The following is a 12,934-nucleotide window of genomic DNA, read 5'->3' on the forward strand; positions in this document are numbered from 1 at the left end:
CCGCGCCTGCGGGGAACACAAGACCGAGCACTAGGAGCGCGTTGCGTCATGCGGTTCATCCCCGCGCCTGCGGGGAACACGAGTCGAACCCGCCGACCCGGAACGGCGGCCACGGTTCATCCCCGCGCCTGCGGGGAACACTGCCGTCAGAGAGAGAACGGAACAAGAACAAACGGTTCATCCCCGCGCCTGCGGGGAACACTTCCCCGGCCACGAGCCGCGGATCGCCGACGACGGTTCATCCCCGCGCCTGCGGGGAACACGACTGCGTCGGGTCGGGCAGTCTGGCTGAAGGCGGTTCATCCCCGCGCCTGCGGGGAACACCAGCGACGAGGCGAGGGCCGAGGTGCGGAGAGCGGTTCATCCCCGCGCCTGCGGGGAACACTCATCAGCGCCGAGGCCGAAGTCATCGCTGACCGGTTCATCCCCGCGCCTGCGGGGAACACGAAGCCTCGCCCCTTCGCCTCGGTGTAGATGTCGGTTCATCCCCGCGCCTGCGGGGAACACTCTTCGTGGAAGTGCTTGATACGCTTCACCTTTCACGATGTCAAAGAACCCACCGACGTTTCCGCTCCGTTCCGGACCCGGTCAGAGCGGGGTCTCGTCGGGGTGGAAGGCGACCAGGGGGAGGCCGTCGAGGTCCACCGGCATGCGGCGGTTCTGGCCGCAGGTGTCGAAGGCGTAGCCGAAGTCGGTCTGGGCGGTCCAGGCGATGACGCCGTTGCCCTCGCCGATGGCGGCCTGCACCTCGGCCCAGATCCGCTCGCGGGTGCGGCGGGAATAGTGGCCGACATAGACGCCCGCCCGCACCTCGACGAGCCAGACCGCGAGGCAGCCGCGCAGGCGGGGCGGCGCGTTCTCGACCACCACGACCATCATCGGCGCACGATCCTCATCCGCGATGGCCCCCGTCGCCGGAGGGCACTTCGGTGAAGGCGGGGGGTTGGGCGTCGGCGGGCTCGCCCGGGGGCGGCAGGCCGCCGGCGGCCAGCACGTCCTCGATGCTTGGGATCAACCGCTCCAGGAGCTTGGTCTTGCGGAAGATGTCGCGGCATTCCCGCCGCACCACGCCCTCGACCGAGCCCTGGAGCGGCTGCCCCTTGGCGACGCGGCCCGCGACCTTGAAGGCGACCGGCACCACGGTCTCGAACTTGAACAGGTCGGCGACGTCGTACACGAACGAGAGCGGCCGGCCGGAATGCAGGAAGCCGATGGCGGGCGCGTAGCCGGCGGCGAGGATCGCGGCCTCGGCCAAGCCGTGCAGGCAGGCGGTGGCGGCCGAGAGGCAGCGGTTGGGGATGTCGGCGGCGTCCCAGTCGCCGCGGTCATAGGCGCGGCGGCGCCAATCCACGCCGTTCTGCTGCGCCTGGATCTCGTAGAAGCGGCGCACCCGGGCGCCCTCGATGCCGCGGAGCTGGTCGACCGAGCGGCGCTCGGGCGCCTCCTCGTCGAAGCGCAGGGCGAACATGCGCCGCACCACCTTGAGCCGGGCCGACTCGTCGAGGGCGAGGCGGGCCTGCCAGAGCAGCCGGTCGGAGCGGGCGCCGCCGGGCTGGCCGGCCGCGTAGACCCGCACTCCGGCCTCGCCGCACCAGACCAGCAGCGTCCCGGCCCGCGCCGCCAGCGCCACCGCCGCGTGGCTGACCCGAGTGCCGGGCTCCAGCATCAGGCAGACCAGGCCGCCGACGGGGATCTGCGTGCGCACCCCGCGCTCGTCCACCACCACGAAGGCGCCGTCGAGTACGTCGAGCCGGCCCTTCTCGATGAAGACCAGCGAGGCGCGGTCGCGGATCGGGATCGGCTTCGGCGGGGCGAGGCCGGGGAGGGCGGAGGCGCTCACGGCCGGCGGATCAGCATCAGGCCGCAGCCGAAGGCCTTGGCCCGGCCGAAGCCTTTTGGGAGTTGGGCGAGGAACTTCGCCGGATCCTCGACCACGATCTCGCCCTCGAGATCGAAGGTCGTGAAGGCGACGGCCGGATGCTTGTGCCGGGGATTCTTCTTCAGATCCTTGCGCCGCGGCGTCTCGCGCAGGCGCTTCTCATCGTAGGGCAGGCGACGCTGCACGTCGCCGTCGATCGTCAGCACCGGCCGCGCGACGCCCTTCGCATCGGGCGCGGTCACCGGGCGGAAACCGGATCGTTCGCCCTGGCGGGCGAGCCAGTCGCCGATGACCTCGCGCTCGACCTCGAGCCGCAGCTCTCGTCGCTTATCGGGCGACAGCGCGTTCAGCGGCGGCTGGTGATTCTTCAGCCGGTGCCAGACCGGATCGACCCGCATGCCCCGCTCGCCCTTCGTCTCCGACGGGACGCTGAAGGACGGCGCGGCCCGCAGGCGGAAGCGCAGGGTCTGCCCCGCCGAGAGGGCGGGCGCGAACGGCTTGCTCTCGACCTCGAACAGGCCGCCGCCGCCCGACGGTTCCCTTGCCGAGAGCACCAGGAAGGTGGTGCGCTGCCAGGCCGAGCCGCCATCCTCGCGCCAGAGGAAATCGCGCTCGCGATCGGGAGAATCCGCGAAGAGCGACCAGATCAGCCGGTGCCCGGCGGCGATGCGGGCATCGTCGTCCTCCGGCAGGAGCAGGCGCGCAAGCGCAGCGGTGTCGGGGGCGTGGCGCAGGCGCACGCGGCTGAGGAAGAGGCTCACCTTTCGGCCTCCGGCTCCGGGCGGATAGGACGGGCGACGATCTCGTCGCGCAGGCCGAATTGCCGGCGCACCCGGCTCGTCACCCGGTCGCGGCGGCGCTCGATCCGGGTCGCCCGGTAATCGGGGACGAGCAGGTCTTCGAGGTCGGCATCGGCGTAGACGACGGCCCTGTCCCAGTCCTCGTCCAGCCGCAGCGGCGCGAACGGGTAGGGCTCGCCGTCGGCCATCCGATGCGTCGGCTCGCTCGCCAGATCCAGAAGGGCGGCGAGGCTCGCGACCGCGTCGAGGCAGCGGGGCGCCGGCGGACGGCCGAGCGGGCAGGACTTGCGGCCGAGATAGAGCGTGTAGGCCGGCCGCCGCAGGGCCTCGGCGATCGCCGCGGGGGCGGGGCCCTCGGTATCGTGGAGATGCACCAGCCCCACCTCCACCCACAGGTCCTCCCGGTAGTCGCGGCTCGACAGGAGGGTGTTGAGGCGGTGCGAGGGCCGGTCCAGGGCCTCGCGGCGGGTGGCCCAGGCGGCTTTGCGCTCGGCCGGCGGCGCCTGGACGGTGTGGTAATCGGTCATCAGGGACCCTGAGCGCCGCACCCGCTGGACGAGGCCGTAGCCGCGGTCGAGGGCGGCGTGCTTGTCCTCCGCGTCCCGGTCGTAGCCGAGCGCCGCCGCGACGAGGCCGAGGATCGCCGAGCGGCCCGGCCGGTCGAAGCCGCCGCGGCGCTCCCCGACCGCGAGGTCGCCGAGGCCGGCGAGCGGCGCGTAGAGCGTGAAGGCGAGGCCGGCGGGCATCAGCGCGTCGCGTAGGCGATCAGGCGCTTGAGGCTGCCCTCGCCGGTGAGCACGTTGAAGACCGGCCACGCCTCGTCGTTGCCGCGCCAGCCCTCGGGGTTCTTGTCGCGCCGGCTCTCCGGCAGGTCGTAGGCGGCCCGGAAGCCGTTGCGCGTCGCCTCGAAGGCCGCGATCGAGCTGGCGAGCACGTCGTCGCCGCCGACCGGCTTGAGGAAGGCGGAGGCCAGCGTGTGGGGCGCCCCGTCGGAGACCTCGACGAGGCCGTAGCTCGCCAGCGCCCGGCTGGCGAAGCTCGCCTGCTTGCCCTTCGGCCCCACCGTCGCGGCGGCGTGGATCAGCGCCGCGAGGCCGCGCTTGGCGAGGTCGGCATCGCCGCCGAGGTTGCGGGCCAGGAGATCCCGGTCGATGCAGAGATAGAGATAGAAGGTGCCGGCGCCGAACCCCGCCTCGCCGACGAAGCCCGCCCCCGCATCCTCGTCCGGCGTCTTCAGGTCGTCGATGGCGGTATAGTAATCGTCCTCGACCACCGCCCGGTGGGTGGTGACGGCGTGCGCCACCTGCACCGCCGCCTCGCGGTTGAAGTCGGGGTCGTCGGCCAGCATCCGGCCGAACATGCCGATATCGACCGCGCCGTCGACCGACCGGAGCAGCGGGGTCTTGGTCAGATCGATGGTCTCGCCGCCGGCGATCCGCTCGGCGAGCGCCAGGGCGTCCGCCCGCTCCTCGGCCGAGACGAAGACGAGCTGCTCGATCCGGGTCGGGTACTTGTCGCCCTCGCCCTTGATCTTGCCGAACACGTCGGCGACCTCCCGGGCCGCCTTGCGGGCCGCGGCCTCCGCCACGCCCCGCTTCAGGAGGTGGCCCTCGATCTCCTCGCCGAGGCGCTGGGTGCGCTCGCCGAGATGGCCCTCCAATGCCGCCTTGAAGGCGGGGGAGGTGCGCCAGGCCCGCTTGAGCGCCTGCGAGGACACCCGCAGCCGGTCGACATTGCCGAACCGCGCCGTCTTCGGCCGGCCCGTATCGTCGCGGTTGAGGTTGGCGGGCGGATAGGCGGTCAGGAGGTGGAGCTGCACGAAGGTGGTCATGGCGGGCTCAGGCGAGAGAGGGGGCGTCAGGCGGCCGGGGGGCTCGCGGGCTCGGTGGGCTGTCCAGGCCGGCGATGGCCGGCGGCGTGGTACTCGAAGGCGAACATCGCCCGGGTTTGGTCACAGCGCTCGGGATGCAGCCAATTCAGGATGGTCACCGCCAAAGCGCCGACATCGACGGCAGGATTGTTGCCCAAGACATCGATCGCGCGCCGCATCTGCCGCAGCAGGTCTTCAGGGTCGCGGGCGGCCATGAGGCGCTTGAGCCGCATGCCCGACAGCACGGGCTTGGGCTTGTCGTCAGCCTTGGCCTTATCCTTGCCGGTCCCGTCCTCGCTCTGTCCGGATTTCGGACGAGGCGATCCGAGGACCGTTTCGAGCTTGAGATCAGGCTTGTGGGCCCTGACGCGGGCGATCACGCACGCGACCACGGCAACCGGCACCAACCTGTCAGCCGCATGCTCATGCTTGAAGTCGAGCCCGCGATAAAGCTCGAACACGACCGCCTCATCGAGCACATCGAATGGAGATGAGGCACGTCGCAACCGAGCGATCGAGCCCTTGTCGAACAATTTTTCCCTATTTTTTATGTTATCATCTGACGGAATGCGGCCCCACCACTCTCGCGCCGCGGTGTTCCTCTCAGACGATTTCGCGGTTTTGGGAGAGTTGCTCACTTCGCCTTCTTCCCCTTGGATTCGGGTGGCGACAAGCCGAGGCCCTTGTACAGAGTCTGGCCGAGTTTGCCGTAGCCGTACATCGCCCAGCCGAGTTCGTTTCGCGCCTTGACACGCGAAGCCGCGACGTTCTCGCGGAGATCGACGAGATCCTTGACCGGCACGAGTTCGTCGAAGATTGCCAACACGCTCCGCTGCAACACACCGAGCCACGCATCGAGCGTCGGCTGATGTGTCATGCCGCCCATGAGGCCCGCATCCGGCAGGGCCTTTGCCAACTCTTCCAGCTTCCGGCCGAACACGGCTTCCGTCCGCTCCCAGAAGCGTCCACGTCCGAGATCGAGCAACCCACCCTTCTCCAGCGCCAGCGCCAGCTTGAGGGCGACGCGCAGGATGAACTCGGCCTCGAAGGCGCCCCGCACCATCAGCCGCACGGTATGATCGTAGGGCCGGAACTCCGCCTTGCCGACGAGGTGCAGCGGCATCTCGCTCTCGACGAAGTCCCGGGCCTTCATGTTGTCCATGTCGTAGCCGGCGGCGATCAGGCGGGTGCCGAGGCGGACCGAGGGGTCGTCGCAATCCAGGAGGCGGTCGATGCCCTTGCGCACCGCCGCAGCCGGACGCCGCCCGGTCTTGCCCTCCTCGTCGTCGACGACGAGGCCGACCCAGTGGCGGTAGCCGATCCGGCCGGGTTGGCCGTGCAGGGGCAGCCAGGGCTCGCCCGGCTTGGTGCGGTAATGCGGCGAGAGCGGATGCGTGAAGCCGGCATAGCTCGTGCCGTGCGGCCGGGTGCGGTAGCTCCGGACCACCAGCGGGTCGATGCGGCCCGTCAGGTCGCAGGGGCGCCCCCCGGGATTGGCCTCGACGACGAGGCGGATGCGGCGCGGCAGGCCCCAGAAGGCCTGGAGCGGATCGACCTGATCGGACGTGGTCGGCTGCCCCTTGTCCGAGACGCGGGTCGGGACGAGCCAGGGAAACACCCGCTCGGGCACGGGCTCCCCGTCCGTCCGGGACGGCACCGCGAGCCAGAGGCTGGACCACAGCGGCACCGCGGCGGCGCGCAGCTCCTGCGCCGTGCGGGCCTTGCGCGCCTCGGCCGATCCCGGGATCAGCAGGGTGGTGAGCGGGCCGCCGCCCCGCACCGAGACGCGGTGGCCCGCCCCGCCCGAGGGGGCATAGGTCTGCAACGTGAACAACGCCATGGCGGCCCCGGCCCGCGACAGGGTCTCGACCCCGCCGCGGCGGACGAAGTGATCGAGGTTGCGTTTCACCGTGTTGGCGCCCGGCGCCTCGATCAGCAGCTGCGACACCGGCACGACCTCGCCGGCGATGTCCTCCGCATCCTGCCCGAAACGCGGCCCGTCGCCGTCGAGCACGAAGGCGCGGGCGAGGGGGGCGAAGGCGGCGTCCAGCTCGGCGGGTTTGGGTGGCGTCTCGAACCAGGCCGACCAGGCGGCGTCTTTCGCCCGGGCGCCGCAGGCCACCGCCAGGAGTCCGATCCAGAATTCCCGCGTCGCCGCATCGAAATCCGCCCGGCCCCAGGCCGGGGCGACGACCGGGTTGTCCAGGATACCGTCGGTGATGGCGGCCGGCCGGATCAGATCCGCCTCGCCATTTGCCCGCAGGACGGGGATCCAGGCCTCGGTCAGGAGGGAGAAGGGCGGGACCACGGCACTTCCTGGGCGAATCGTTCTTGGTTCGTCTCAGGCCACGGTTGCACGTCCGGCGACGCTGCGGAAGCGTGAAGCCGAGCTTCTTTTGGAATTCTGTTTTCCGTGCCGTGCCGCGCCTCACGCAGCCGTCAGCCGGCGCGCGGCCTCCGCCAGCACCTCGTTCATCCGCGTCTGCCACCCTGGCCCCGTAGCCTTGAACGCGGCCAGCACCTCGGGCTCGACGCGCAGCAAGATCGGCACGCGCTTGACCGCGGCCTTCGGGCGCCCGCCGCGGCTCTTGAGGGCGGCGAGATCCGGCGGCAGATCGGCCGGCCCGAGCCGCAGCCGGGACGATTCCTCGGGTGTCAGCGGGGGAGTGTCCGACACCTCGTCCCAATCGTCTTGCGTGTAGTGCGGGTTCGGCACGTAGCCGGGCGCGTGCTTAGCGGAGTGCGTCATAGGCAGCCCCCTCATTGCGGTCGGCTCGGCGGATGCTGACGCGGCTCGTCGCCTCCGCGCCGGGTTGCGAGACGATCACCACGACGACGGTGACATCGTACCAAGTGCCGACCAGCATGTGCCGGGCGCGGCCGGTGCGGCTCGGCGGTGGTTCATCCCCGCGCCTGCGGGGAACACTGGCGGATCCGACTGAGGAGCGTGTCGATGATCGGTTCATCCCCGCGCCTGCGGGGAACACATCAAGGCTCTCCTGAAGCCCACCCCGGGCGGCGGTTCATCCCCGCGCCTGCGGGGAACACCTGACGATCGCCGTGGTGACGATGGTCAACGGCGGTTCATCCCCGCGCCTGCGGGGAACACGTGGTCTGGTTGAGGCCAACGCCACCGTAAAACGGTTCATCCCCGCGCCTGCGGGGAACACTCCTGGCCGAGCTTCGTGACAACGGCATCCCGCGGTTCATCCCCGCGCCTGCGGGGAACACCGAGGCGCGCGACGCGCTCAAAAGCCGGCGCGCGGTTCATCCCCGCGCCTGCGGGGAACACTCTTCCGAGAAGCCATTGATCCGGCTCGCGTTTCACGATGTCGAAGAGCGCACCGACGATCACGGTCCGTTCCCGGGCGGGCGTGCAGCCCGCCGGAACCGGTCCCCGGACAGACGTAGCGGGTTTCCGATCACCCGGAAAGCGGCTCGCAGTCGCCTCCGCTGTGTTTCCGATATTTGACAATCGTCTATCATAGGAGATGATCGCGGCACGACAGGAGCCGCGCCATGCCAGCCCACGCCACGCCCTCTTTCCACCCCGTGAGGGCCGCCCGATGACCGGCGCGGCTCTCCTCTGCCTCGTCGCGGGGGCGGCCCTGGTGGTGCAGAACGCGCTGATGGGGGCGATCGTGGCCCGGGGGACCGGCCTGACCGGGGCGCTCCTGTGCAACTCGCTGGTCGGGCTGTCGCTGCTCGGGCTCGTCGAGGCCTGGCGCAGCGGCCCGGCCTTTCCGCTGCGCCTGGCGGAGCGGGCGGAGCCCTGGTTCCTGGTGCCGGGGCTGCTCGGCACGCTGGTCGTCGCCGCGAGCCTCTACGGCTACCGCCAGCAGGGCGCGACCGTCACGGTGGCGCTGGTGGTGTCGGGTCAGCTGGCGGCGGGGATCGCCGGCGATGCGATGGGGCTCACCGGCCGCAAGGGCGGCCTCGGCCCGGAAACCTGGATCGGGGCCGCGCTGCTGGTCGCCGGCGCGGTCCTGATCCTGCGGGGGCGGGGTGCGGCTTGACGGGAGGGTACCGCCTCCGCGTCAGCCCCGGCCGCCCCGGGGCGCCTCCGTGGCGGCGGCGGCGAGGCCGTCCGGCGCTGCGCCGGGGCCGAGCAGGTTGACGGCGACGTGGAGGCCGATGGCGGGTCCGAAGACCAGGGCCAGCATGAGAAGAAGCACGGTCACGACGCTGCGGTCGCGGGTGGCGGCGGCGCCGGAGCGGGCGCGCATCGTCATCAGGGTCATGGCTCACCTCGTTCGACCGGCCGCATCGGCGCCGGTCGCGGGCGAGCCCGATCAGCGATCAGGCGCGGGTCACGCGAGGCGGTACCGAGGCGGCGCGGTCCGTCGACTACTGTCGCTGGGCATGGGGGATGAAGGATTCCGGTGATGCCGCACGCGGCCGATTCGTCGGCCACGCACGGACCTGGGCGAAATGCGTGCGAACCCCCGCCGCGTCAAGGGGCGCGTCATGCTTTTTCCCTGCTGCGGGCGCGGGGCCACGCCCCGCCGGGTGCAGGCCTCCTTCCCCGGGCGCTCCGAGGCGCAGGATCCCTTTGTTATCGCCGCAATTCTTTGCCACAAGCCGGGAGGCCCCTGCCGGGCGCCCCTCTGCCGAAGACCAGCCCGCCACGAGCCAGCCAGCCCTTCATGCCCGATCCTGTGCTTCCATCCCCCGACGACGCGGCTCCGGTCCCGACCGGCGTGCCGGGCCTCGACCACATCCTGGAGGGCGGCTACGCGGCCAACCGCGCCCACCTGATCGAGGGGCGGCCGGGCTCGGGCAAGACCACCCTGGCGCTGCAATTCCTCCTCGACGGGGCGCGGCTCGGCGAGCGCTGCCTCTACATCACCCTCTCGGAGAGCCGGCGCGAGCTGGTCTCGGTCGCCACCCGCCACGGCTGGTCCCTCGAGGGCGTCGAGATCTTCGAGCTGGTGCCGCCCGAGCTCAGCCTCGATCCGCGCCAGCAGCAGAGCCTCGTCCATTCCTCCGACCTCGAACTCGGCGAGACCGTGCGGCTCGCCATCGCGGAGATCGACCGGATCAAGCCGCAGCGCGTGGTGTTCGACAGCCTGTCGGAGATCCGCCTGCTGTCGCAGGGCTCGCTGCGCTACCGCCGCCAGGTGCTGGCCCTGCGCAGCTATCTCCTGATCCACGACACCACCGCGCTCCTCCTCGACGACCTCACCGCCGAGCAGGACGACCTCAACCTGCACAGCCTCTGCCACGCGGTGATCCAGCTCGAGCAGCTCGCGCCCCTCTATGGCGGCGAGCGCCGGCGCCTGCGGGTGATCAAGATGCGCGGCACCCATTTCCGCGGCGGCTACCACGACTTCGTCATCCGCCGCGGCGGCCTCACGGTGTTCCCGCGCCTGATCGCGGCCGAGCATCACCATTCCTACGACATCGACCGCCTCGGCAGCGGCAATGCCGGCCTCGACGCGCTGCTCGGCGGCGGGCTCGACCGCGGCACCAGCACGATGCTGCTCGGCCCCTCGGGGGTCGGCAAGTCCTCGACCGCGCTCGCCTACGTGACGGCCGCGCTCGCGCGCGGCGAGCGCGGGTTGATCCTGAGCTTCGACGAGCCGACCGGGATCCTGATGCGCCGCGCCGCCGGCCTCGGCATGGACGTCGCGGGAGCGATGGCGGACGGGCACCTGCGGGTCGAGCAGATCGACCCGGCGGAGGTCTCGCCGGGCGAGCTCGCCGCGATGGTGCGCGACGCCGTCGAGCGCGAGGGCGTGCGCCTGGTGCTGATCGACTCGCTCACCGGCTACCAGAACGCGATGCCGGGCGAGCAGTATCTCCTGCTGCAGATGCACGAGATCCTGACCTACCTGAACCAGCAGGGCGTGACGACGCTCCTCGTTCTGGCCCAGCACGGCCTCGTCGGGCAGATGTCGGCGACGGTCGATCTCACCTACCTCAGCGACACCGTGGTGCTGTTCCGGTTCTTCGAGGCGGATGGGCACTTGCGCCGGGCGGTGTCGGTGGTCAAGAAGAGGGTGGGGCCGCACGAGGACACCATCCGGGAACTTCGGATCGCCGGCGACGGTTTGCGTGTCGGCGAGCCGCTGGCGGGCTTCCGGGGCGTCCTGACCGGCGTGCCGAGCTACCACGGTGCGCCCGGCCGCCTGCTGGCCGAGCGCGAGCAATCCGAGCAGGATCGGCCAGGCCGGGATAGTCATGAGAGAGAGTGATCCCCCGGTCCTGATCCTGGCCCCCGCCGGGCGCGACGCCGCGGTGGCGGCCACCATCCTGAACGAGGCCGGCCTGCGGGCGGAGGTCTGCGCCGACATGCCGGCCCTCGTCGCCCGGCTCGACGAGGGCAGCTGCGCGGTCCTGACCGAGGAGGTCCTGCGCTCCTCCGACCGGCACGCGCTGGCCGCCTACCTGGCCGGGCAGGAGCCCTGGTCGGACTATCCCTTCGTGCTGCTCACCCTGCGGGGCACCCCGCCGGATGCGCGGCTGATGGATTCCCTCGGCAACGTCACCCTGCTGGAGCGGCCGTTCCATCCCGCCACCCTGGTGACCGCGACCCGCTTCGCCGTGCGCGCCCGCCGGCGCCAGCGCGAGGCGGCGGCCTTCCTTCACGAGCGCCAGCAGACCGCCGAGCGCCAGGCCCTGCTGATCCGCGAGCTGCACCACCGGGTGAAGAACACGCTCGCCACCGTGCAGGCGCTGCTCGGCGCCTCGGCGCGCAGCGCCACCAGCGTCGACGAGTTCTACCAGGGCTTCTCGGCCCGGGTGATCTCGCTGGCCAAGACCCACAACCTCCTGACGGAGGATTACTGGCAGATGGCCTCGCTCCAGGAGATGCTGGAGAACGAGCTCGGCCCCTATAACGACGAGGCCGGCAAGCGCATCGCGCTCAAGGGGCCCGTGGTCGAGCTCACCGCCGACCTCGCGGTGCCGACCGGCATGGCGATCCACGAGCTGACCACCAACGCCGCCAAGCACGGCGCCCTCTCGGTGCCCGAGGGGCGCATCACCGTGGCCTGGGACGTCGACCAGGGCGAGACCGGCCGCCGCCTGCGGCTCGACTGGACCGAGCGCGGCGGCCCGCGCACCGCGGAGCCGACCCGCAAGGGCTTCGGCTCGACCCTGCTGCAGCGGGTGCTCACCATGCAATGCGGCGCCGATATCCGCTTCGACTTCAAGCCGACCGGGCTGCATTTCCGGATGGAGGCGCCCCTGATCGAGCACCGGACGGTGCCGCACTACTGACGCGCGATCCGGCCGAGGCGCGTCACGCCGCCCCGGCAAGGAGCGTGGCCGCCACCGCCTCGGGGGTGGCGAACAGGTGGGCCGGCCCCGCCGCGGCGAGGGCCGCCTCCCGGGTGTAGCCCCAGGTCACCGCCCCGAAGGCGAGGCCCGCCCGCGTCGCGGCGTCGTGGTCGCGCAGCTCGTCGCCGAGGCAGAGCACGGAGACCGGGGGGATCCCGCTCGCCCGCACCACGGCCCGGAACCGCCGCGCCTTGCCGAAGACGGCGGCGCCGCAGGCGTAGCGGTCGATCAGGCCGGCGCTCTCCGGCCCGAGCACCCGGCGCACCACGTCCTCGCGGTTCGAGCTGACGAGCGCCAGGCCGACGCCGCCGGCCCGCAGGCGAGCGAGCAAGGCGGGAATGCCCGGGAACGGCGCGAGGTCCCCGGCGTCGCGGGCGGCGAGGCCGCGCATGTGGCGGGCGATCAGCGGCAGCTTCCAGCCCGGCACCCCGAGACGCCGCAGCACCGCCCGCGCGTCCAGGGCGCGCAAGCCCTCGACCTCGTCGGGCGAGGGCCGGCGGAAGCCGTAGCGGTCGGCCACGCCCGGGAGCACCCGGGCGAACCACGGGAAGGTGTCGGCGAGGGTGCCGTCGAAATCGAGGATGACGAGCCGGTAGCGCGGGTCACTCTGGCCGGCAGCGCGTCCGCCGGCCCGGTCCGCTACCAGCACACGCGGGGCAGCCGGCGCTTCCAGCGCTGGCCGATGCGCAGATCCTCGTCGCCGGTCCGCCGCTTCACCCGCGGGCGGATCTCGCCGGCCTCGGGAGCCTGCGCGGCCGCCTCGGCCTTCGGGGCCTTCGGGACCTCGATCCGGGGCGCGACCGGCACGGTGATCGGCGCAGGCGCCTGGATCGGGGCCTCGTCGGGCCAGTCCTCGGGCCACACGAAGGCCGGGCGCGGGCCGGCGGCGCGGCGGGGCGCCGGCTCGGCGGCGCGGTAGCGCCGCAAGCGGGGCCGCCTTGGGGCGGGCGCCGGCGCGGCCCCCCGCCCCCGCGCGGGCTCGGGGCGGGGGGATCGGCTCCGCGGGGGGCGCCTGGGGGGGGGGGGGGGAAGCCGCGGGGGCGGCGCCGCGGGGGCGCTTTCTGGGGGGGGGCGGTTGGGCCGGGGGCCTGGGGGGCCGGA

The 12,934-nt window shown here is 72.1% G+C and carries 14 protein-coding genes and 2 CRISPR repeat arrays; of the genes, 3 read left to right on the forward strand and 11 right to left on the reverse strand.

Translation table 11 applies throughout. The features are described 5' to 3' along the window. The first annotated feature begins 51 nt into the window (after window positions 1–51). A CRISPR array of direct repeats spans window positions 52–507; the repeat unit is 29 nt; unit sequence CGGTTCATCCCCGCGCCTGCGGGGAACAC. An 81-nt stretch (window positions 508–588) separates the two neighbouring features. From cas2e to VQ03_RS11735, 8 genes are all read right to left on the reverse strand, one after another. Then, window positions 589–879, reverse strand: a complete 291-nt coding sequence (gene cas2e, locus VQ03_RS11700; RefSeq protein WP_048451054.1) for a type I-E CRISPR-associated endoribonuclease Cas2e — start codon at window positions 877–879, stop codon at window positions 589–591. 13 nt (window positions 880–892) lie between these two features. Next, window positions 893–1,840, reverse strand: coding sequence for a type I-E CRISPR-associated endonuclease Cas1e (cas1e, locus tag VQ03_RS11705; RefSeq protein WP_048451055.1), 948 nt, complete (start codon window positions 1,838–1,840; stop codon window positions 893–895). Then, window positions 1,837–2,640, reverse strand: coding sequence for a type I-E CRISPR-associated protein Cas6/Cse3/CasE (gene cas6e, locus VQ03_RS11710; RefSeq protein WP_048451056.1), 804 nt, complete (start codon window positions 2,638–2,640; stop codon window positions 1,837–1,839). The genes cas1e and cas6e overlap by 4 nt, the downstream gene beginning before the upstream one ends. Continuing rightward, the gene (cas5e, locus tag VQ03_RS11715; protein WP_048451057.1) at window positions 2,637–3,425 is read right to left on the reverse strand and encodes a type I-E CRISPR-associated protein Cas5/CasD; all 789 of its coding nucleotides are present in this window, start codon (window positions 3,423–3,425) and stop codon (window positions 2,637–2,639) included. Before cas5e ends, cas6e begins: the two co-directional genes overlap by 4 nt. Further along, window positions 3,425–4,510 (reverse strand): type I-E CRISPR-associated protein Cas7/Cse4/CasC, encoded by a 1,086-nt coding sequence (gene cas7e / locus VQ03_RS11720; protein ID WP_048451058.1) that lies wholly within the window; start codon window positions 4,508–4,510, stop codon window positions 3,425–3,427. The genes cas5e and cas7e overlap by 1 nt, the downstream gene beginning before the upstream one ends. A gap of 26 nt (window positions 4,511–4,536) precedes the next feature. Continuing rightward, a complete protein-coding gene (casB, locus tag VQ03_RS31840; RefSeq protein ID WP_245292051.1) occupies window positions 4,537–5,082 on the reverse strand; it encodes a type I-E CRISPR-associated protein Cse2/CasB in 546 nt (181 codons plus the stop codon). A gap of 101 nt (window positions 5,083–5,183) precedes the next feature. Beyond that, window positions 5,184–6,857: a type I-E CRISPR-associated protein Cse1/CasA gene (casA, locus tag VQ03_RS11730; RefSeq protein ID WP_048451060.1), complete on the reverse strand. Its 1,674-nt coding sequence runs from the start codon at window positions 6,855–6,857 to the stop codon at window positions 5,184–5,186. Between the two features lie 120 nt (window positions 6,858–6,977). Beyond that, the gene (locus VQ03_RS11735) at window positions 6,978–7,298 is read right to left on the reverse strand and encodes a BrnA antitoxin family protein (protein WP_048451061.1); all 321 of its coding nucleotides are present in this window, start codon (window positions 7,296–7,298) and stop codon (window positions 6,978–6,980) included. A gap of 148 nt (window positions 7,299–7,446) precedes the next feature. After that, window positions 7,447–7,841: a CRISPR direct-repeat array (repeat unit 29 nt; unit sequence CGGTTCATCCCCGCGCCTGCGGGGAACAC). Between the two features lie 274 nt (window positions 7,842–8,115). Between VQ03_RS11735 and VQ03_RS11740 the strand changes: the two genes are divergently transcribed. Then, window positions 8,116–8,565 carry a DMT family transporter gene (locus tag VQ03_RS11740; RefSeq protein WP_048451062.1) on the forward strand — a complete coding sequence of 150 codons (450 nt, stop codon included), beginning with the start codon at window positions 8,116–8,118 and terminating at the stop codon, window positions 8,563–8,565. A gap of 21 nt (window positions 8,566–8,586) precedes the next feature. Here VQ03_RS11740 and VQ03_RS11745 read toward each other — a convergent pair whose 3' ends face one another. Next, a complete protein-coding gene (locus tag VQ03_RS11745; RefSeq protein ID WP_048451063.1) occupies window positions 8,587–8,790 on the reverse strand; it encodes a hypothetical protein in 204 nt (67 codons plus the stop codon). A gap of 405 nt (window positions 8,791–9,195) precedes the next feature. Here VQ03_RS11745 and VQ03_RS11750 point away from each other — a divergent pair, with 405 nt between their 5' ends. Next, on the forward strand, window positions 9,196–10,746 hold the full coding sequence (locus VQ03_RS11750; RefSeq protein ID WP_048451064.1) for an ATPase domain-containing protein: 1,551 nt from the start codon (window positions 9,196–9,198) through the stop codon (window positions 10,744–10,746). Then, window positions 10,733–11,773, forward strand: a complete 1,041-nt coding sequence (locus VQ03_RS11755; protein WP_048451065.1) for a sensor histidine kinase — start codon at window positions 10,733–10,735, stop codon at window positions 11,771–11,773. The genes VQ03_RS11750 and VQ03_RS11755 overlap by 14 nt, the downstream gene beginning before the upstream one ends. A gap of 22 nt (window positions 11,774–11,795) precedes the next feature. Here VQ03_RS11755 and VQ03_RS11760 read toward each other — a convergent pair whose 3' ends face one another. Together VQ03_RS11760 and VQ03_RS11765 are read right to left on the reverse strand one after the other, a co-directional pair. Then, window positions 11,796–12,482, reverse strand: coding sequence for an HAD hydrolase-like protein (locus VQ03_RS11760; RefSeq protein WP_245292052.1), 687 nt, complete (start codon window positions 12,480–12,482; stop codon window positions 11,796–11,798). Further along, window positions 12,473–12,760, reverse strand: a complete 288-nt coding sequence (locus VQ03_RS11765; RefSeq protein WP_053078529.1) for a hypothetical protein — start codon at window positions 12,758–12,760, stop codon at window positions 12,473–12,475. Before VQ03_RS11765 ends, VQ03_RS11760 begins: the two co-directional genes overlap by 10 nt. Window positions 12,761–12,934 lie beyond the last annotated feature (174 nt).

The organism is Methylobacterium tarhaniae (genome assembly GCF_001043955.1).
Classification (GTDB): Bacteria; Pseudomonadota; Alphaproteobacteria; order Rhizobiales; family Beijerinckiaceae; genus Methylobacterium; species Methylobacterium tarhaniae.

What these genes read in the sequence shown, in the direction of transcription:
- cas5e (WP_048451057.1), bottom strand. Translation starts at nt 3,425, where the DNA reads ATGCCCGCCGGCCTCGCCTTCACGCTCTACGCGCCGCTCGCCGGCCTC.
- cas7e (WP_048451058.1), bottom strand. Translation starts at nt 4,510, where the DNA reads ATGACCACCTTCGTGCAGCTCCACCTCCTGACCGCCTATCCGCCCGCC.
- VQ03_RS11735 (WP_048451061.1), bottom strand. Translation starts at nt 7,298, where the DNA reads ATGACGCACTCCGCTAAGCACGCGCCCGGCTACGTGCCGAACCCGCAC.
- VQ03_RS11745 (WP_048451063.1), bottom strand. Translation starts at nt 8,790, where the DNA reads ATGACCCTGATGACGATGCGCGCCCGCTCCGGCGCCGCCGCCACCCGC.
- VQ03_RS11740 (WP_048451062.1), top strand. Translation starts at nt 8,116, where the DNA reads ATGACCGGCGCGGCTCTCCTCTGCCTCGTCGCGGGGGCGGCCCTGGTG.
- VQ03_RS11755 (WP_048451065.1), top strand. Translation starts at nt 10,733, where the DNA reads ATGAGAGAGAGTGATCCCCCGGTCCTGATCCTGGCCCCCGCCGGGCGC.
- VQ03_RS11750 (WP_048451064.1), top strand. Translation starts at nt 9,196, where the DNA reads ATGCCCGATCCTGTGCTTCCATCCCCCGACGACGCGGCTCCGGTCCCG.
- cas2e (WP_048451054.1), bottom strand. Translation starts at nt 879, where the DNA reads ATGATGGTCGTGGTGGTCGAGAACGCGCCGCCCCGCCTGCGCGGCTGC.